The organism is Pseudomonas sp. BMW13 (assembly GCF_013357275.1).
In the GTDB taxonomy this organism is placed as follows: domain Bacteria; phylum Pseudomonadota; class Gammaproteobacteria; order Pseudomonadales; family Pseudomonadaceae; genus Aquipseudomonas; species Aquipseudomonas khazarica.
In genome coordinates this window covers 14341-32215 of record NZ_SUKD01000032.1, presented here as the reverse complement: position 1 = coordinate 32215, position 17875 = coordinate 14341, and the positions used below count along the sequence as shown (strand labels likewise).

Here is a 17875-nt window from a genome sequence, read left to right as displayed (position 1 = left end):
CCGTGAGCGATGCCGAACTGCGCATTCGTCCTCTAGAGGCCGCCGATTTCGACCAGGTCTGGCCGATCATCCGCGATGTGGTGCAGGCGCAGGAAACCTACGCCTTCGATCCGGACATGGATCGCGAAACGGCCTGGAAAACCTGGGTCGAGCTGCCGCGTGCCACCTTCGTCGTCGAGCAGGACGGGCAGATCCTCGGCACCTACTACATCAAGGCCAACGCCGCCGGCCCCGGCGATCATGTGTGCAACTGCGGTTACATGACCGCTGCGGCAGCGCGCGGCAAGGGCGTGGCCAGCGCCATGTGCCGGCACTCGCTGCAGGTCGGCCGCGAGCTGGGCTTCAGCGCCATGCAGTTCAACAGCGTGGTGGCGAGCAACACGGTAGCCGTGGCGTTGTGGCAGAAGCTCGGCTTCGCCATCGTCGGCACCCTGCCCAAGGCCTACCGGCATGCGCGGCTGGGGCTGGTGGACTGCCATGTGATGTTTCGCAGCCTGACCTGAGCCGCCCGCGCCGGGCGTGTCGACAGCACAGTTCTGCATGCGGGCGCTTTTGTCCGCCATGCAGGGTGGCTAAGCTCGCCAGACCGAACAGGATGCCTGCACCGACAAGGATTGCCATGACTCAAACCAACCCCTTCGCGGCCGACCCGCTCGTTCCATCCGCTGCGCCCCGCCCGCTGCCGGCACTACCAGGGCATCTGGTGGCCGTGGCCCTGTCGATGAGCGTCATCGCCATGCTGCTGTCGATGATCGGCTGGTGGAGGAGCGATCTCGAGAACGATTTCAGCGTCTGGCTGAGCTACGTCGCCCCTTACTGGGTCAATCACCTGCTCATGGCGGGACTGGGTGTCTACTGGCTGACGAGCGCATACCTGGAACGTCATCGCCTGGCCGGCTACCGGCAGCCGGCGCGACTGCTGGTGAGTTATGGCGTGGTTTACCTGCTGCTGTCCTGGGGGCTCGGTTTCGTCTCCGGCCAGCTGTACATGTGGCTGTACGAGCTACTGGACGATCAGTACAGCGGACGCCTGCTGACCAGCCTGGGCTGGTCGGTCATTGGCCTGCTGAGCTTTTGCCTGGAGGTGCTGGTGCCGCTCTGGCTGCTGCTGCAGCTGTTCCGGCGCAGCGCCGAGGTGACCGACGGTGACCTGCAGATGGCCGCTACGTCGCTGGCCTGGTGTTTCGCGCTGGCCATCATGGTGGGATACCTGCAGGTGATGGGCCTGGCGCTCGAGCTGATGGACGGTGCGTTCTACGGGTTCGAGCTGGAGAGCTGGGCCGGCGTGATCAATCTGCTCCATGGCGGCGTTTACATGCTGGTGGCGTTCTTCGCCGCGCGCTCGGCCTTGCCGGAGCAGGTCCGTGGTTTCAGGGGCGGGCGGCTGGCGCTGGCAGCGCTGATCACGCTGTCGCTATGGATCGCTGGTGCGCTGCTGTGCGCGATCATCATGCTGGTGTTGCTGCTGGTGGTGGGTGTCTCCGACCTGCTGTTGCTGCTGCTCTTTGGCCTCGTGCAACTGGCGCTGCTCTGGCCGTTCAGCCGCCTCGGGCTGCGCTGGGGCTATCGGGCGCAACCTGTACAGGGGTGAACTGTCGGGGGGCAGGCGAGTATCCTTCCCGGCTTTCCGCTTTCCCAGAGGTGCTCGTCATGCATCATTCCACCGTTCTTTTCGACCTCGACGGCACGCTTACCGATCCGCGCGAGGGCATTACCCGTTCGGTGCAGTTCGCGCTGGCCAAGCTGGGCATCGACGAACCGGACCTGGCGGCCCTGGAGCACTTCATCGGCCCGCCATTGCTGCAGTGCTTCATGGCCAGCTACGGGCTGGACGAAGCCACCGCCTGGCAGGCGGTGAACCATTATCGCGAGCGCTTCAAGGTCACCGGGCTGTATGAGAACCGGATGTTCGCAGGCGTACCGAGCCTGCTCGACGCGCTGCAGGCGCAGGGGCGCACGCTGTACATCGCCACCAGCAAACCCACGGTTTTCGCCGAGGAGATCGCCCGGCACTTCGGTTTCGACCGCTACTTCAAGCGCATCTATGGCAGCGAGCTGGATGGTACGCGCACCAACAAGGTGGAGCTGCTGGCGAATCTGCTGGAGTCGGAAGACCTGGCGCCGGGGGCGGCGCTGATGATCGGTGACCGCAAGCACGACCTGATCGGCGCACGCAGCAACGGCGTGCAGGCGGTGGCGGTGGGTTACGGTTTCGGCAGCCGTGAGGAGTTGCTGGGTGAGGCGCCGGCGTTCCATTTCGAGACGCTGGAGGCGCTGCATGGCGCCTTCATGGGCAACGCCCCCGGGGTGGCTCAGTCGTTGCGCTGATAGATGATCTTCCTGGTGCCGCCGTCGCAGCTGCCCACCGCCATGCTCTGATCCTGGACTTCGTCGTTGGCAACGATTTCCAGGGTGTAGCTGGGCACGTTGTTGGCCTGAATCTTCACTTCGATTTCCTGCTTGAGTTCCTCGCAGGGTTTGGGCGCTGCCAGCGCGCCACCTGCAAGCATCAGCAGGGCCAGGGCAGGGATCATCCGTTGCATCGCGCGTCTCTCCAGGGTTGTGGGTGACCTGTGAGGTTGGACTGGCAGATTGCCCGGCAGTTCTAGTCGTCGCCCAGCAGGGTGGTCAACTGCGCATGGCGTTGTTCGGCGGGCAACTGGCCCAGAGCGGCGACGGCGGCGTAGAAGGCCGGCCAGTCGCGGCCTTTGCGGGCAAACAGCGCGGCGAAGGCGGGCACCCATTGGTCGTACAGGCCGAAGGGCAGCAGCTTGGCATTGTTCAACGGGGCGTCGATCCAGGCGTCATAGCGGCCCTGGCCACCCCACTCGCGTTGGCGCAGCGTGCGGTAGTCGTGGCGCAGGCGGGCGAATTCGGCCTGTTTGGCACTGCGCATGGCCCCTGCCGGCAGGTCGCGGGCATAGAGCAGGCGCAGGCGCTCGCGGCTGGCCAGGACCAGTTCGACGAACTGCTGGCGCTGATGGTCGTCGCTGGCGGGGGGCGTCTCCCCACGGGATGCGTGCCACTGGCGCAGGCCCTCGCGCTCGACGAAGGTGGCGAAGGACTCGTTGAAGGCGGTATCGCCCGGCAGGTAGAACTGCTGGTGCGCCAGTTCGTGGAAGATCACCGCGACCAGGCGTTCGTCGTCCCAGCGCAGCATGCTGTTGAGCAGCGGGTCATCGAACCAGCCCAGGGTGGAGTAGGCCTCGACGCCGCCTATGTAGGTGTCCAGCCCCTGTTGGCGGAGCAGCGCGGCGGCGCCACGGGCGCGACCCTGCTGGTAGTAGCCGCGATAGGCGACGCAGCCGGCGATGGGGAAGCAGTGCAGCTCCGGGTCGAGGGAAAACTCGGGCGTGGCGAACACGTTCCACACCACGAAGGGGCGCTTGAGGTCGGCGTAGAGCCGGTAGCTGCGGTTGTCCGGCAGGCGCAGGCTGGCGCTGGCGAAGTCCCTCGCCTGCTGTGACAGCGCCAGGCGCCTGGCCAGTTCGGGTGTGGTCTGCGGGTCCTGCAGCAGTCGCTCGACGGGCTCGCGGGCCTGCAGCAACTGCCACTGGCCCTGGCCGAGATGGGCGTAATAGTCCAGGGTCGAGCAACCGCCGAGCAGCAGCGCGAGCAGCGGAACCGCGAGGTGGCGCAGAATGTCGATGGAGAAGGTGTCGGGCATTCGCTCACGCTAGCCGATCCGGATGGTCGGTGCCTAGGCTCCGGATGAAAAGCGCCGCGACAGATGGCTCTACTATTTCCCCGGGACCGGCCCGCGCACGCTAGGCTGGTGCCCGAACCCAAGATGGAGGTCGACATGCGCGCCCTGCTGGCTGTTCCCGTTCTGCTGACACTCGGAGCCTGTGCTTCGCCGTTGCCCAAGCCCGATCCCCAGCAGGCCTGGGTCGAGCTGTACGCCACCGCCGATACGCTGTTGATGGCCGACCGCCTGGACGGCGAGCGCTGGCCGGACGGCCGTTACTTCCAGGTCACGCCCGGCAAGCACGAGTTGGAAACGCGCTTTCAGTTCGAGGTGCGTAGCGGCACGCTTGGCATGCAGAGCGAGCCGTTGCGCATGACCTGCGAGATTCGCCTGCGCTATGACGGCTTCGCGCCGGGCCAGCGCTACCGTGTCGAAGCCAGGCCGCTGCTGATGAAGGCGCAGGCCTGGCTGTACGACGATCAGCGCAACGTGCTGGCGCGAGGCGAGGTGCTGCGCTGCGGCACAGGGATCTAGCCGCAAGCGGCTGGCTCAGTCCTCCAGCACCGCTTCCAGCGTGATCTTGGCGTTGAGCACCTTGGACACCGGGCAGCCGCTCTTGGCGGTCGCCACGGCCTGTTCGAAGGCGGCGCGGTCAGCGCCGGGGATTTTCGCCCGCAGCGACAGGTGCACGGCGCTGATCTCGAAACCGCCATCGACCTTGTCCAGCGTCACTTCTGCCTGGGTATCGATGCTCTGTGCGGTCATCCCGGCGTCCCCCAGCTCCTTGGACAGCGCCATGGAGAAGCAGCCGGCGTGGGCCGCGCCGATCAGTTCCTCGGGGTTGGTACCGGGCTGGTCGGCGAAGCGGGTGTTGAAGCCGTAGGGCGAATCCCTGAGGGCGCCGCTCTGGGTGGAAAGGGTGCCCGTGCCGTCCTTGATGCCGCCCTGCCAGTGGGCCGATGCAGTCTTTTTCATGTGCGCTCTCCCATTGCCTGCAAGAGGCCGCCGGTCTGGCGGCCTTCCTGCATTCAGAGGGCGCGCATGCGCACAAGTTCGAACTCAGTCGCGTTGCAACTGCGCGAGTATGTCGAAGGCATGCAGGCGATCGGCGAAGTCGTACATGTCGCAAGTGAAGATCAGCTCGTCCGCCTCGGTCTGCTCCAGTAGCTGCTCCAGACGCTGGCGCACCGTGTCCGGACCGCCGATGGCGGCCAGACCGAGGAATTCACCGACGGCCTGGCGTTCGTGCGGCAGCCAGAGGCCCTCCATACTGGCGACCGGGTGGCGCTGCACCAGGCTCTGGCCACGGACCAGGGCGAGGATGCGCTGGTAGGCGGAGGTCGCCAGGTACTGCGCCTGTTCGTCGCTGTCGGCGGCCAGCAGCGGCACGCCGAGCATCACGTAGGGTTTGTCCAGCACCGCCGACGGGCGGAAGTGGTTGCGGTAGATCCGGATCGCTTCATGCAGGTAGCGCGGTGCGAAATGCGAGGCGAAGGCGTAGGGCAGGCCCTTCATCCCGGCCAGCTGCGCGCTGAACAGGCTGGAGCCCAGCAGCCAGATCGGCACCTCGGTGCCGCTCCCGGGCATGGCGATCACTCGCTGGCCCTCCTCGCGCGGGCCCAGGTAGGCCTGCAGCTCCTCGACGTCCCTGGGGAAGTCTTCCGCGCTGCCATCGCGGCTGCGGCGCAGCGCATGAGCGGTGTACTGGTCGGCGCCGGGCGCGCGGCCCAGGCCCAGATCGATACGGCCGGGGTAGAGCGTGGCCAGGGTGCCGAACTGTTCGGCGATCACCAGTGGCGCATGGTTGGGCAGCATCACGCCGCCTGCGCCCAGGCGAATGCGCGACGTGCCGGCGGCCAGGTAGCCGATCAGTACCGCCGTGGCGGAACTGGCGATGCCGTCCATGTTGTGGTGCTCGGCGACCCAGAAGCGCTCGAAGCCGAGACGCTCGACATGCCGGGCCAGGGCCAGCGAGTTGTGCAGGGCCTGGGCAGCGTCGCCGTCGTCACGAATCGGCGCCAGGTCCAGGGTGGAGAGCTTGATCGAGGCCAAGCGGCTCATGGGGAGTCTCCTCAATGCGTGGCCGGCTACTCTAACCCCTCAGCTTGCGGGGGCGCACGCCACGCGGGAGCATAGTCATCATCGACGTGGCTGATGCGCAGCGGGGCGTCACCTCACCCGGCGCCGTAGCGGGCGCGATACTCGCCCGGCGTCAGGCCGGTCCACTGACGAAAGGCGCGGAAGAACACGCTGGGTTCGGAGTAGCCGAGCAGCCAGGCGATTTCCGTCGCGGGCAGGCGCCCGTCACGCAGGTGCTGCTCGGCCAGTTGCCGGCGCGTGTCGGCGAGCAGTTGCTGGTAGCTGCAGCCTTCGTCGGCCAGGCGGCGTTGCAGGGTGCGCTCGCTGAGAGCCAGTGCCCGTGCCAGTTCGGCGCGGTCCGGCTCGCCGTGGGCCAGCTGTTCGCCCAGCAGTCCGATCACGCGGGCGCTCAGGCTGGCGCTGGGCAGGCGGGCGAGCAGGGCTTCGGCATGCTGGCGCAGCAACTGCTGCAGCGGCGGGTTGGCCTGGATCAGCGGCAACTGGCACAGGTCGCGTGGCAGGACGATGGCGTAGTCGTCGCAGGCGAAGTGCAGCGGACAGTCGAACACATCGTCGTAGGGCGCGAGGTCGTCCGGCTGCGGATGACGAAAACGCACGTCGAGCAGGCGAAAGCCGTCCAGCAGCGGCAGGGTGGTCTGCACCCAGCAGGCCATCATCGCCAGCACGCGGATGCGGGTCGCCGGGTGCTGGGGGTACAGCGGGCGATAGAGCAGCGAGAGCGTGTCGTCCTGCTCCTCGACCTGCAACTCGCCGCCCTCGCCGCCGAGACGCTGGTAGCGCAGCGCGGCGGTCAGCGCATCGCCCAGTGTCGCGCTGCTTTGCAGCAGGTAGCTGAGGACACTGAAGGGGCCGGGCGTCAGGTTGCGCCCCAGCAGCAGCCCCGGTTCCGGGTGTTGCAGGCGTCTGTCCAGTTCGAGCCACAGCGCCTGCTGGGCGGCGAAGGGAATGCGCGCATCGGGGTCGACGAGCTGCTCGTCGTGCAGTGCGCAGGCGTCCAGCAGGGGTTGGCGCTCGAGGCCGAGGCGCGTGGCGGCGTGCAGGATCGCCTGGGTCAGGCTGGCGCTGACCGAGGCCTGCGAGGGGGCGTTGGGCGGGTTCGACATCCGTCGATTCTGCCCAATGCCGGCAGTGGGCGATAGCCCGGCTTCACACACGGCGTTACCAGCGATTTTTCGACAGCGCGTGCATATTCGCCGCGAGCGGTTAGACTTCCCACCCGGACGTCGCTCACAAGGCGCGCTCGCTCAAAACAACAGAGAAAAAAGGAGATATCCCATGAAAGGCAAATCCTTGGCATGGGTCCTGTCCGCCGCGCTCGCGGGTACTGCCCTGAGTGGCATGGCACAGGCCGAAGAGAAATTCGTCACCATCGGCACCGGCGGCCAGACCGGCGTCTATTACGTGGCCGGTCAGTCCATCTGCCGCTTCCTCAACCGTGGCTCGGCTGAGCACGGCATCAAGTGCAACGCGCCGGCCAGTGGCGGCGGCGTCGCCAACGTCAACGGCATTCGCAGCGGCGAATTCAACTTCGGCATCATGCAGTCCGACCACCAGTACAAGGCGCTCAACGGCCTTGCACCGTTCGAAGCCGAAGGGGCGATGAGCGATATCCGCGCCGTCTTCTCCCTGCAGAGCGAAGTGTTCACCATCCTCGCCCGTCGCGACGCCAACATCAAAGGCTTCGATGACCTCAAGGGCAAGCGCGTCAACGTCGGCAACCCGGGTTCCGGCCAGCGCGACACCCTGGAAGAGATCCTCGCCGTCAAAGGCTGGGACCGCTCCGCCTTCGCCCTGGCTGCCGAGCTGAAGCCGGCCGAGCAGGCCAGCGCCCTGGGTGACAACAACATCGACGCCATGACCTACTTCGTCGGTCATCCCAACGGCGCGATCCAGGAAGCCACCACTACCACCGACGCCGTTCTGGTTCCGGTGACCGGCCCCGAGATCGACAAGCTGCTGGCCGAGAAGACCTACTACACCAAGGCCGAAATTCCAGGTGGCCTGTACAAGGGTAACGATCAGGCGACTCAGTCCATCGGCGGCAAGGCCGTGCTGTCCACCAGCGCCAAGGCCGACCCGGAAGTGGTCTACCAGCTGGTCAAGTCGGTGTTCGACAACATCGATCGCTTCAAGCGCCTGCACCCGGCATTTGCCGACCTGAAGGAAACCGACATGATCAAGGTCGGTCTGACTGCCCCGCTGCACGAGGGCGCCGCACGCTACTACAAGGAGCGTGGCTGGCTGTAAGCCTGCCTGGCGGCTAACGAAAACCGCGGCCTCGGCCGCGGTTTTTCGTTTTCCGGCGCCTGGTTCAGCCCTGTGCGGCAAGCAGGTCGGTCGCCAGGCTCTGCAGGCGCGTCAGCAGTGCCTGCTGCGCGGCCGAGGGTGTTTCATCGACACGCCGCAGCAGGTACAGCGTCACCGGGATGTTGGGTTCCAGCGGGCGGGCCTGGACATCGCCCAGGTTGCCGGACAGTGCGGTGAAGGGATCGACCAGCGCCAGCCCCTGTCCCGCCGCCACCAGCATGCGGGCCAGCTGGTAGGTCTGCACCGAGATATCGATGCGCGCGGGCGGCTGCAGCTCCTCGATGTGTCCGCGCAACAGACCGCCCAGCGCGTCTCGCGTGTCCAGGCCGATCAGGCTCAGGCCGGCCATGTCCTGCAGGCGTATCGATGTCGAGCAGGCCGCGTCGCTCCACCAGCCCGGCGGCGCGATGGCCATCATCCGGCCCTGCGTCAGGACCTCCGTATGCAGATCCGGGTGCTCAACGCGTTGCAGCGTCAGGCCGAGGTCGGCTTCGCGCAGCAACAGGGCCTGGACGATTTCACTGGTGTGCTGGGTCGCGAGGTCGCAGCGGGTCTGTGGATACTCGGCGCGCCAGCCGCACACCACATCGGGCAGCAGGGTCTGCGCCAGGGTGGGCGTGCAGACGAGGCGCAGCGCCCGTTCCTCTCCACGGCGCAGGCTGGCCGATAGCCGCCGCAGGTCCTGCAGCTCGGCAGACAGCCGTTCGGTCTGTTGCTGCAGTATCCGCGCTTCCGCAGTGGGCAGCAGCTTGCCGCGCACGCGGCTGAAGAGTGCGAACCCCAGCTGCTGCTCCGCATGCTGGAGAATCTTGCTGGCGGCCGGCTGCGAGATGTGCAGCAGCTCGGCGGCAGCCGTGAGGCTGCCAGTCTGCAAGACCGCCTGAAACAGCTCGATATGACGTAGGCGCATGATCCGTTCGTGCTCCAGCGAGACTGGCTGGAGCATAACCTGGGGTTATGGGCTGCCACTATCTTTTCATTGGTCGCCCGCGCCAGGCATCCATACCCTGAATTCCATTCGGATGCGGGAGATGGATGATGCGGGTCGCGGTTATCGGTGGTGGCGTGATAGGCCTGACCACCGCCTATGCGCTGGTGCGCCAGGGCTATCGGGTCGATTTGATCGAGCAGCGTGATGAAGTGGCGCTGGAGACCAGCTTCGCCAATGGCGGTCAGCTCAGCTATCGCTACGTTGCGCCGCTGGCCGATGCCGGCGTGCCGCTGCAGGCGTTGTCGTGGATGCTTCAGGGCAGTGCGCCCTTGCGCTTCCGGCCCAGCCTGAACCCCCGTCAGTGGCACTGGTGCCTGCGTTTCCTGCTGGCGTGCCGGCGCTCGGTGAACCAGCGCAATGCCCAGCACCTCCTGCGCCTGGCGCTGTACAGCCAGTCGGTGCTGCAGGAATGGCGTGAGCACGAGCTGCTGGACGATTTTTCCTGGCGCGCCAACGGCAAGCTGGTGATCTACCGCAACGCGTCGAGTCTGCACAAGGCGCAGGCCGGGGTCGACCCGGCCCATCAGCGTCTGCTCGGCGCGGAGCAATGCATCGAGCTGGAACCTGCCCTGGCGGCGCTGGCCGGACGCTTCAAGGGTGGCATCTTCGCCGCCGGCGACGAGGTCGGTGACTGTCATCAGTTCTGCCGCCAGCTGCTGCGCAAGCTGCGCGGCCATCCGACGTTCCGCCTGCATACCGGGCAACGCGTCAGCGGGCTGCCGCTGGAGCGCGGCAAGGTCCGGGCCGTGGCGCTGGCGGGTGAGGAACTGGCGGTCGATCAGGTGGTGGTGGCTGCGGGCATCGGCAGTGTCGAGCTGCTTCGCCCGCTGGGACTGCGCCTGCCGATCTATCCACTGAAGGGCTACAGCCTCACCCTGCCGTTGGCCGACCGCGCTGCGGGGCCGGAGACCAACGTCACCGACTACGACAACAAGGTGGTCTACGCCCGTCTCGGTCAGCGCCTGCGGGTCGCGGCGATGGTCGATATCGGCAGTTGGGACGCCAGCCCGGATCCGGGGCGGCTGGCCGCGTTGCAGCGCTTGGCCCAGGCCAGCTTCCCCGCTGCGGGAGACTATGCCGCCGCCGAGACCTGGGCGGGTATGCGTCCGGCGACGCCGGAGGGCACCCCGTTGCTGGGTGCCAGTGGTATCGACAACCTCTGGCTGAACGTCGGCCATGGCAGCCTGGGCTTCACCCTGGCCTGCGGCAGCGCCGAGGCCGTGACCCAGCTGATAGGCCGGCAGCGCCCGGCGATCTCTCTCGAGGGGATGAAGCTGGCCTCCTGAGAACCCCTGAACAACCCCATGACCCCGTAGGAGTTTGCCATGTCCGTGCAACGTATCCAGACCAATGCGCGCCTTTCCGGCGCGACGATTTTCTCCGATCTGGTGTTTCTTTCCGGTCAGGTGCCGACCGATCGCAGCCAGGATGTCGCGGGCCAGACGGCCCAGGTGCTGGACAAGATCGATGCCCTGCTGGCCGAGGCCGGCTCGGATCGCAGCCTGCTGCTCAGTGCGCAGATCTGGCTGAAAGACATCGAGAAGGACTTTGCCGCCATGAACGAGGTCTGGAGCCGCTGGCTGCCGGCCGGCTGCGCGCCGGCGCGTGCTACGGTCGAGGCGCGTCTGGCCTCCGCCGACGTACTGGTCGAGATCATGCTGACAGCGGTGCGCAAGCCCGCGTAACTGCCGCATTGGTTCCATCGATGGCGCCGGCGCTGCCGGCCCGTCTGCCGTTCGAAAAACAAAAACACGAGGACGTTGATATGCAGCAACATCGAATCATGGGTCTGTTGGCGTGCGTGCTGGGCAGCAGTCTGCTGGCCAGCCCTCTGGTCGCCGAAGAGCGCTACGTGACCATCGGCACGGGCGGGCAGACCGGGGTCTACTACACCGCAGGTCAGTCGATCTGCCGTTTCCTCAACCGCAGCGGTGCCGAGCACGGCATCAAGTGCAACGCCCCATCATCCGCGGGCAGCGTCAGCAACATCGCGTCGATCAAGAGCGGTGACTATGACTTCGGCTTCATTCAGTCCGATCACCAGAACAAGGCGCTGACGGGCCAGGCGCCGTTCGACAAGGACGGCGCGGTCGCGGACCTGCGCGTGGTGTTCTCGCTGCAGAGCGAGATCCTCACCGTGGTCGCCCGTGCCGACAGCGGCATCCAGAGCTTCGCGGACCTCAAGGGCAAGCGGGTGAATATCGGCGTGCCGGGCTCGGGCAGCCGCGACACCTTCGATGAGGTGATGCAGGCCAATGGCTGGGGCAAGTCCGACTTCGCGCTCGCGGCCGAGCTGAAACCGGCAGAGATGGCGGCGGCCCTGGGGGACAACAACCTGGATGCCATCACCTATGTGGTCGGCCATCCGAGCGGTGCCATTCAGGAGGCGATGGCCACGGTCGATGCGCGGCTGATTCCGGTCACCGGACCGGGAGTCGACAAGCTGCTGGCCGAGGCCAGCTACTTCACCCGGGCGGACATTCCTGCCGGCCTCTACCCTGGCGTCAACGAGGCCATTGCGTCCATCGGCGGCAAGGCCGTGCTGGCGACGTCGGCAAAGACCGATCCCGAGGTCGTCTATCAGCTGGTCAAGTCGGTATTCGACAACCTCGAGCGCTTCAAGCGCCTGCACCCGGCCTTCGCCGATCTGCGTGCCGAGGACATGATCAGCGCGGGGCTGACGGCACCGATGCATGAGGGCGCACTGCGTTTCTACAAGGAGAAAGGCTGGCTTTAGGCCGGGTGGAGAGAACCTGGCAGAGCTCTAAACTCTTCGATAACGGGCGCAGTTGAGTTTGTATAGGTAAACTGCGTGCCTAGAGACCCGTTCACAGGGTCGAAAAACCGAGCCCCTCCGTCAACGAGGGGCTCGCCGTTTTATCAGAATGACAACGTAGGTGTACCTCCCTATGGCCGAAAAACAACTCTCCACCGAGGAACTGATCGCCCAGGACGTCGGCGCGCGTTTGCCCGTCGGCCCGATGGCCCAGGTGATCACGGGCCTGGCGCTGCTCTGGTCGTTGTTCCAGTTGTGGATCGCCTCACCCCTGCCGTTCATCTTCGGTTTCGGTGTGCTCAACGACACCCAGACCCGCGCCATTCACCTGGCCTTCGCGTTGCTGCTGGCGTTTCTCGCCTACCCGGCGTTCAGAACCTCGCCACGTGATCGCGTGCCGCTGCTGGATATCGCCCTCGGTCTGGTCGCCGCCGCCAGCGCCGCCTACCTGTTCATCTTCTATCAGCAGCTGGCCCTGCGCCCCGGCAGCCTGACCACGGGCGACCTGGTCACCGCCTGCATCGGCATCCCGCTGCTGCTGGAGGCGACCCGCCGCGCGCTGGGCCCACCCCTGGCGATCATCGCCCTGGTGTTCCTCGTTTACAGCGTGGCCGGCCCCTGGATGCCGGGGCTGCTGGCGCACCGTGGAGTGAGCTTCCATGCCCTGGCCAACCACCAGTGGATCACCACCGAAGGCGTGTTCGGTATCGCGCTGGGTGTGTCGACCAGCTTCGTCTTCCTCTTCGTGCTGTTCGGCGCGCTGCTGGAACGGGCGGGGGCCGGGCACTACTTCATCCAGCTGGCGTTCAGCCTGCTCGGTCACTTCCGCGGTGGTCCGGCCAAGGCTGCGGTGCTGGCGTCCGGCCTGACCGGGATGATCTCCGGCTCGTCGATCGCCAACGTGGTCACCACCGGCACCTTCACCATCCCGATGATGAAGCGCACCGGCTTTTCCTCGGAGAAGGCCGGCGCGGTCGAGGTGGCGTCGTCGGTCAACGGCCAGATCATGCCGCCGGTGATGGGCGCGGCGGCCTTCCTGATGGTCGAGTACATCGGCATGCCCTATGTCGAGATCATCAAGCATGCCTTCCTGCCGGCCGCGATTTCCTATATCGCGCTGCTCTACATCGTGCACCTGGAGTCGCTCAAGCTCGGCCTGCAGCCCATCGGTGGGCATCAGCCCAAGCCGTGGCTGCGCCGTCTGACCGGTTTCGCCTTCGGTGCGGCGCTGATCAGCGGCCTGTCGCTGGCCGTCTACTACGGGCTCGGCTGGCTCAAGCCGGCGCTGGGCGAGTACGCCCTGCCGGTGATCGGCGTCCTGCTGGCGGTGGTCTACCTGGCCCTGCTGAAAGTCGCCGCCAGTGTGCCGGTGCTGCCGGCCGAAGACCCCAACGCGCCGCTGGAAGAGCTGCCGCAGACCCGTGCGGTGCTGCTGTCCGGCCTGCACTTCCTGCTGCCGGTGGTGGTGCTGGTCTGGTGCCTGATGATCGAGCGCCTGTCACCCGGCCTGTCGGCCTTCTGGGGCAGCGTGATGCTGATCATCATCCTGCTCACCCAGCGTCCGCTGCTGAGCTGGATGCGCCGCGATGGCAGCCATGACCACGGCACCTTCGTCGACGGCGTGGTCGATCTGCGCGAAGGCCTGATCGCCGGTGCGCGCAACATGATCGGTATCGGCATCGCGACCGCTGCCGCCGGCATCATCGTCGGCGCGGTCTCGCAGACCGGTGTGGGCCTGGTGCTGGCCGATCTGGTCGAACTGCTGTCGATGGGCAACCTGCTGCTGATGCTGCTGCTGGTGGCGGTGTTCAGCCTGATCCTCGGCATGGGCCTGCCGACCACGGCCAACTACATCGTGGTGTCCAGCCTGCTGGCGCCGGTGGTGGTGGCGCTGGGGCAGCAGAACGGCCTGATCGTGCCGCTGATCGCGGTGCATCTGTTCGTCTTCTACTTCGGCATCATGGCCGACGTGACCCCGCCGGTGGGGCTGGCCTCGTTCGCTGCGGCGGCGGTGTCCAAGGGCGACCCGATCAAGACCGGCCTGGTGGCGTTCTTCTACAGCCTGCGGACTGCCGCCTTGCCGTTCCTGTTCATCTTCAACACCGACCTGTTGCTGATCGACGTGGACTTCTGTCACGGCGTGCTGATCTTCATCGTCGCGACCATCGCCATGCTGATTTTCGCCGCCGGCACCCAGGGCTTCTTCCTTGTGCGCAGCCGCTGGTACGAGAGCGTGCTGCTGCTGGTGGTCGCCTTCAGCCTGTTCCGCCCCGGCTTCTGGATGGACATGGTCCACGACCCCTATCAGGACATCCCGCCGGCGCAGTTGGCCCAGGCGCTCGATGGCGTCGAGGATGGCAGCTCGCTGCGCCTGCGTATCCGTGGCGAGGATGCCGTTGGCGATCCCCGCGAGTTCAGCCTGCTGCTGCCGGTACCGGACGGTGCCACGGGTGAGGAACGCCTGCAGAAGCTGGGCCTGAACCTCTACGAGGAGGACGGCAAGGTGCTGGTCGACAGCGTCGCCTTCGGCAGCATGGCGGCCGATGCCGGCCTGGAATTCGATCAGCAGATCCTCAAGGTGCGTGCGCCGACCGACCGCTGGGTCAAGGAGCTGATGTGGATTCCGGCCTTCGTGCTGTTCGGCCTGATCGTGCTCCTGCAGCGTCGTCGCCAGGTGCCGCAGGCGGCGTAACCGGCTCGACCTGACCACGACAAGGCAGCTTCGGCTGCCTTGTTCGTTTATGGCCGATGGCCAGGTTGATAGACTCGCCGGCCTGACCATTCGGACAACAAGGATTCAGCCCGTCATGTCGACGCCGCGCGTGCATTACCCCTGGTACAAGAAGGAGGACACCGACGCCTTCTTCGCGCTGTTCCAGAACAACATCGCCAACTTCGTGATCATCGCCATCAGCATGCTGGGCATGGGCTTTCCCGCCGAGATCGTGTTTGGCCAGGTGTTGCCGGGCGCGGCCGTGGCGGTGATGGCGGGTAATTTCTACTACGCCTGGAGCGCGGCGCGGCTGGCGCGCAAGGAGAATCGCGCGGATGTCACCGCGCTGTCCTACGGCATCAGCACGCCGGTGATGTTCGTCTTTCTGTTCGGCGTGCTGCTGCCGGCGAAGAACCTCACCGGCGATGCCGAGCTGGCCTGGAAGGTGGCCGTGGCCGCCTGCTTCATCAGCGGCGCCATCGAGGCGGCGATCAGCCTGATCGGCAACTGGGTCCAGCGTTCCTTGCCGCGCGCCGCCATGCTCGGCGCCGTGGCCGGTGTCGCGCTGACGTTCATCGCCGGTGAAATGCTGTTCAAGACTCTGGAAATCCCCATGATCGGCCTGCTGGTGCTGGCCATCATGATCGTCGGTCTGGTGGCGCGGGTGAGCATGCCGTTTCGTCTGCCTGCCTCGCTGTTCGCCATCATCGTCGGCACGGCGCTGGCCTACCTGGTCGGCGCGGCTGACAGCGGCAAGTTCAGCGATGCCTTCACCCACCTGGGCTTCTACCCGCTGTTGCCCAACCTGGCCTGGTACGAAGGCCTGGGGCTGCTGTTCACCAGCCTGCTGGCGCTGATCACGGTGATCCTGCCGATCACCCTGTACAACGCCATCGAAACCATGAACAACGTCGAGGCCATGAGCGCTGCGGGGGATACCTACAGCGTGCGCGAATGCCAGGCGGTGGATGGCGTCGGCACCCTGCTGGGCGCGCTGTTTGGCGGTGTGTTCCCGACCACCGTGTACATCGCCACCGTCGGCTCGAAATGGATGGGCGCCGGGCGTGGCTACAGCCTGCTCAATGGCGCGGTGTACGGTCTGGCGACCATGTTCGGCCTGATCGCCTTCATCGCTGCGCTGATTCCGGTCTCGGTGGTGGCGCCGATCCTGGTGTTCGTCGGCATGTCGATGATCGCCACGGCGTTCCACAGCAATCAGGCGCGCTACTACCCGGCGGTGGCGCTGGCGATGCTGCCGTACTTCGCCAACTACCTGATGACCCGCTTCAACCGCGGCGCGCCCGAGGTGGTCGAGGGCATTTCCAGCGCCATCGGCGCGCTGGGGCAGGGCGCCATGTTCAGCGCCATCCTGCTCGGCGCCATGTGCGTCACGGTGATCGACCGACAGTTCCGCCAGGCCACCGTCTTCGCCCTGGTGGCCGCCGGCATGGCCTTCGTCGGCCTGATGCATGCGCCGAAGCTGGCCTGGTACGCCGCACCGGATTTCGTCCACGGCTACCTGCTGATGGCGCTGTTCTTCGCCTGGTACGCCTGGCGCGGGGTGGCGCCGTCAGCCCCGGCGCAGGCGCCCGGCGCGGACTGAGTCACTCGCCGCCATCGGCCTGCAGGGCACCGGTGTCCCGGCTTTCCAGCACCACGTAGGCGCTGGCGCAGAACAGCGAGTTGAGTCGCTTCATGTCGGCGATCAGCTCCAGGTGCAGCGAGCTGGTCTCGATGCTCTGCACCACCTGGCGTTGCAGCCGGCCGATGTGCGCGTGCGCCAGGCGCCGTTCCTGCGCGCGGAAACGGCGCTTCTCGCGCAGCAGCTGGCTGGCGCTGGCCTGGTCGGCACTGAGAAAGACGTTCAGGCCGAGGCGCAGGTTGGCCCTCAGCTGGCTGTGCAGGTGGGTCAGCTCCTCCAGGCCCTTCTCGGAGAACGCCCGGCGTTGCGCGGTCTTCTCGCTCTGGATCTTGCCCAGCATGCGCTCGATCAGGTCGCCGGCCTGCTCCAGGTTCACCGCCAGTTCGAGGATCTCGGCCCAGCGCTGACTGTCGTGGTCGCTGAGTGCCTCGCGGGGCACCTGCGCGAGGTACAGCTTGATCGCCCGGCACAGGCTGGCGACGTCGTCATTGAGGCTGCGCAGCTCCTTGGTCAGCGCCGGCTGGTTGTGTTCCAGCACCGGCCCCAGGTGGCCGAGCATGCTCTCGACCAGGTCGCCGGCGCGCAGGGTTTCACGCACCGCATTGGCCAGTGCCAGGCTCGGCGTGGCCAGCGCCGTCGGGTCGAGATGGCGCGGGCGGGCGACGCCGCTGTCGTCGTGGCGGTCCGGCAGCAGCCAGTTGCAGAAGCGCGCCATGAGCCCGACGCTGGGCAGCATCAGCAGGGCGCGCAGGCTGTTGTAGAACAGGTGGAGGAAGATCACCAGCTCGGCTGGCCGCCAGTTCAGGCTGTCCAGCCAGTTGGCCAGTGGCTGCAGCACCGGCAGGACCAGCAGCAGGCCGATCAGCTTGTAGATCAGGCTGCCCAGCGCCACGCGACGTCCGGCCGGGTTCTGCAGGCTGCTGGTGAGAAACGCCAGCAGACCGCTGCCGATGTTGGCACCGATGACCAGGCCGATGGCCACCGGCAGGCTGATCATGCCGGCGCCGGCCAGGGTCGCGGTGAGCAGCACGGCGGCCAGGCTGGAATAGGTCAGCAGGGCGAACAGGGCGCCGACCAGGGCGTCGAGCAGCAGGTCGCCGGTCAGCGAGGCGAACAGCACGCGGATGCCGCGCGCCTCGGTAATCGGCGTGGCGGCGGCGACGATCAGCTCCAGTGCCAGCAGCATCAGGCCGAGGCCGATGGCTACCCGGCCGAGCTGGCCCGCCCGCGTCTGCCGACGCGAGAGGAAGAAGATCACCCCGATGAAGATCAGCAGAGGGCTCAGCCAGCTCAGGTCGAGCGTCAGCACGCGCGCCATCAGTGCGGTACCGACATCGGCGCCGAGCATGATCGCCAGGCCGGGTGCCAGGGCCATCAGCCCCTGGGCGACGAAGGACGTGACCAGCAAGGCGGTGGCGTTGCTGCTCTGTACCAGCGCGGTGACGCCGATACCGGCGACGAAGGCCAGCGGTCGTCGGCTGACGTTGTGGCTGAGTACCTTGCGCAACTGCGAGCCGAACACGCGCAGGATGCCGGTACGTACGATGTGTGTGCCCCAGACCAGCAAGGCAATGGCTGACAGCAAATGCAGCAGGGTCAGCATGAATCGGCCCCCCTGAAAGACGGCCGATGAGGAATTATGCTTTCGGCCTGTATTG

At 66.5% G+C, this 17875-nt stretch carries 17 protein-coding genes; 10 read left to right on the top strand and 7 right to left on the bottom strand.

From position 1 onward, the window contains the following. Positions 1-2: 2 nt before the first annotated feature. From E4487_RS21110 to E4487_RS21100, 3 genes are all read left to right on the top strand, one after another. Positions 3-503 (top strand): GNAT family N-acetyltransferase, encoded by a 501-nt coding sequence (locus E4487_RS21110; RefSeq protein ID WP_175254318.1) that lies wholly within the window; start codon positions 3-5, stop codon positions 501-503. A 116-nt stretch (positions 504-619) separates the two neighbouring features. Next, positions 620-1591 carry a hypothetical protein gene (locus E4487_RS21105; protein ID WP_175254317.1) on the top strand — a complete coding sequence of 324 codons (972 nt, stop codon included), beginning with the start codon at positions 620-622 and terminating at the stop codon, positions 1589-1591. 59 nt (positions 1592-1650) lie between these two features. Next, positions 1651-2328 carry an HAD family hydrolase gene (locus E4487_RS21100; protein ID WP_175254316.1) on the top strand — a complete coding sequence of 226 codons (678 nt, stop codon included), beginning with the start codon at positions 1651-1653 and terminating at the stop codon, positions 2326-2328. On the opposite strand, the gene E4487_RS21095 is transcribed toward E4487_RS21100, so the two are convergent. Further along, positions 2313-2543: a DUF1161 domain-containing protein gene (locus tag E4487_RS21095; RefSeq protein ID WP_175254315.1), complete on the bottom strand. Its 231-nt coding sequence runs from the start codon at positions 2541-2543 to the stop codon at positions 2313-2315. The two genes, E4487_RS21100 and E4487_RS21095, sit on opposite strands and share 16 nt — an antisense overlap. Before the next feature lie 62 nt (positions 2544-2605). Then, positions 2606-3667, bottom strand: coding sequence for an aminopeptidase (locus E4487_RS21090; RefSeq protein ID WP_175254314.1), 1062 nt, complete (start codon positions 3665-3667; stop codon positions 2606-2608). Positions 3668-3802: 135 nt separating this feature from the next. On the opposite strand from E4487_RS21090, the gene E4487_RS21085 reads away from it, so the two are divergent. Beyond that, on the top strand, positions 3803-4222 hold the full coding sequence (locus E4487_RS21085) for a hypothetical protein (RefSeq protein WP_037054578.1): 420 nt from the start codon (positions 3803-3805) through the stop codon (positions 4220-4222). A gap of 15 nt (positions 4223-4237) precedes the next feature. Here the strand turns inward: E4487_RS21085 and E4487_RS21080 are convergent, their stop codons facing one another. From E4487_RS21080 to E4487_RS21070, 3 genes are all read right to left on the bottom strand, one after another. Beyond that, entirely contained in the window at positions 4238-4663 is a 426-nt protein-coding gene (locus E4487_RS21080; protein ID WP_037054579.1) for an OsmC family protein, read from the bottom strand. A gap of 84 nt (positions 4664-4747) precedes the next feature. Next, positions 4748-5749, bottom strand: coding sequence for an LLM class flavin-dependent oxidoreductase (locus E4487_RS21075; RefSeq protein WP_175254313.1), 1002 nt, complete (start codon positions 5747-5749; stop codon positions 4748-4750). Positions 5750-5862: 113 nt separating this feature from the next. Next, positions 5863-6891, bottom strand: a complete 1029-nt coding sequence (locus E4487_RS21070) for an AraC family transcriptional regulator (protein WP_175254312.1) — start codon at positions 6889-6891, stop codon at positions 5863-5865. A gap of 172 nt (positions 6892-7063) precedes the next feature. On the opposite strand from E4487_RS21070, the gene E4487_RS21065 reads away from it, so the two are divergent. Then, complete coding sequence (locus tag E4487_RS21065) at positions 7064-8035, top strand: TAXI family TRAP transporter solute-binding subunit (RefSeq protein ID WP_037054586.1); 972 nt, start codon at positions 7064-7066, stop codon at positions 8033-8035. A gap of 64 nt (positions 8036-8099) precedes the next feature. On the opposite strand, the gene E4487_RS21060 is transcribed toward E4487_RS21065, so the two are convergent. Continuing rightward, entirely contained in the window at positions 8100-9005 is a 906-nt protein-coding gene (locus E4487_RS21060; protein WP_134678249.1) for a LysR family transcriptional regulator, read from the bottom strand. A 128-nt stretch (positions 9006-9133) separates the two neighbouring features. Between E4487_RS21060 and E4487_RS21055 the strand changes: the two genes are divergently transcribed. The 5 genes from E4487_RS21055 to E4487_RS21035 all read left to right on the top strand — a co-directional run bounded on the left by E4487_RS21055 (position 9134) and on the right by E4487_RS21035 (position 16178). Then, complete coding sequence (locus E4487_RS21055; protein WP_175254311.1) at positions 9134-10372, top strand: D-amino acid dehydrogenase; 1239 nt, start codon at positions 9134-9136, stop codon at positions 10370-10372. A 39-nt stretch (positions 10373-10411) separates the two neighbouring features. After that, positions 10412-10771, top strand: a complete 360-nt coding sequence (locus E4487_RS21050; RefSeq protein WP_175254310.1) for a RidA family protein — start codon at positions 10412-10414, stop codon at positions 10769-10771. Between the two features lie 80 nt (positions 10772-10851). Next, positions 10852-11823, top strand: coding sequence for a TAXI family TRAP transporter solute-binding subunit (locus E4487_RS21045; RefSeq protein ID WP_047585207.1), 972 nt, complete (start codon positions 10852-10854; stop codon positions 11821-11823). A 172-nt stretch (positions 11824-11995) separates the two neighbouring features. Then, on the top strand, positions 11996-14554 hold the full coding sequence (locus E4487_RS21040; RefSeq protein WP_175254309.1) for a TRAP transporter permease: 2559 nt from the start codon (positions 11996-11998) through the stop codon (positions 14552-14554). Between the two features lie 115 nt (positions 14555-14669). After that, complete coding sequence (locus E4487_RS21035) at positions 14670-16178, top strand: NCS2 family permease (protein ID WP_175254308.1); 1509 nt, start codon at positions 14670-14672, stop codon at positions 16176-16178. A gap of 1 nt (position 16179) precedes the next feature. Here the strand turns inward: E4487_RS21035 and E4487_RS21030 are convergent, their stop codons facing one another. After that, complete coding sequence (locus tag E4487_RS21030; protein WP_134678254.1) at positions 16180-17820, bottom strand: Na/Pi cotransporter family protein; 1641 nt, start codon at positions 17818-17820, stop codon at positions 16180-16182. Between the last annotated feature and the right edge of the window lie 55 nt (positions 17821-17875).

Excerpts from the sequence above, each read along its gene's own strand:
- E4487_RS21040 (WP_175254309.1), top strand. The coding sequence starts at position 11,996 with ATGGCCGAAAAACAACTCTCCACCGAGGAACTGATCGCCCAGGACGTC.
- E4487_RS21030 (WP_134678254.1), bottom strand. The coding sequence starts at position 17,820 with ATGCTGACCCTGCTGCATTTGCTGTCAGCCATTGCCTTGCTGGTCTGG.
- E4487_RS21095 (WP_175254315.1), bottom strand. The coding sequence starts at position 2,543 with ATGCAACGGATGATCCCTGCCCTGGCCCTGCTGATGCTTGCAGGTGGC.
- E4487_RS21080 (WP_037054579.1), bottom strand. The coding sequence starts at position 4,663 with ATGAAAAAGACTGCATCGGCCCACTGGCAGGGCGGCATCAAGGACGGC.
- E4487_RS21045 (WP_047585207.1), top strand. The coding sequence starts at position 10,852 with ATGCAGCAACATCGAATCATGGGTCTGTTGGCGTGCGTGCTGGGCAGC.
- E4487_RS21055 (WP_175254311.1), top strand. The coding sequence starts at position 9,134 with ATGCGGGTCGCGGTTATCGGTGGTGGCGTGATAGGCCTGACCACCGCC.
- E4487_RS21085 (WP_037054578.1), top strand. The coding sequence starts at position 3,803 with ATGCGCGCCCTGCTGGCTGTTCCCGTTCTGCTGACACTCGGAGCCTGT.
- E4487_RS21050 (WP_175254310.1), top strand. The coding sequence starts at position 10,412 with ATGTCCGTGCAACGTATCCAGACCAATGCGCGCCTTTCCGGCGCGACG.
- E4487_RS21035 (WP_175254308.1), top strand. The coding sequence starts at position 14,670 with ATGTCGACGCCGCGCGTGCATTACCCCTGGTACAAGAAGGAGGACACC.
- E4487_RS21100 (WP_175254316.1), top strand. The coding sequence starts at position 1,651 with ATGCATCATTCCACCGTTCTTTTCGACCTCGACGGCACGCTTACCGAT.
- E4487_RS21065 (WP_037054586.1), top strand. The coding sequence starts at position 7,064 with ATGAAAGGCAAATCCTTGGCATGGGTCCTGTCCGCCGCGCTCGCGGGT.
- E4487_RS21070 (WP_175254312.1), bottom strand. The coding sequence starts at position 6,891 with ATGTCGAACCCGCCCAACGCCCCCTCGCAGGCCTCGGTCAGCGCCAGC.
- E4487_RS21105 (WP_175254317.1), top strand. The coding sequence starts at position 620 with ATGACTCAAACCAACCCCTTCGCGGCCGACCCGCTCGTTCCATCCGCT.
- E4487_RS21075 (WP_175254313.1), bottom strand. The coding sequence starts at position 5,749 with ATGAGCCGCTTGGCCTCGATCAAGCTCTCCACCCTGGACCTGGCGCCG.
- E4487_RS21060 (WP_134678249.1), bottom strand. The coding sequence starts at position 9,005 with ATGCGCCTACGTCATATCGAGCTGTTTCAGGCGGTCTTGCAGACTGGC.
- E4487_RS21090 (WP_175254314.1), bottom strand. The coding sequence starts at position 3,667 with ATGCCCGACACCTTCTCCATCGACATTCTGCGCCACCTCGCGGTTCCG.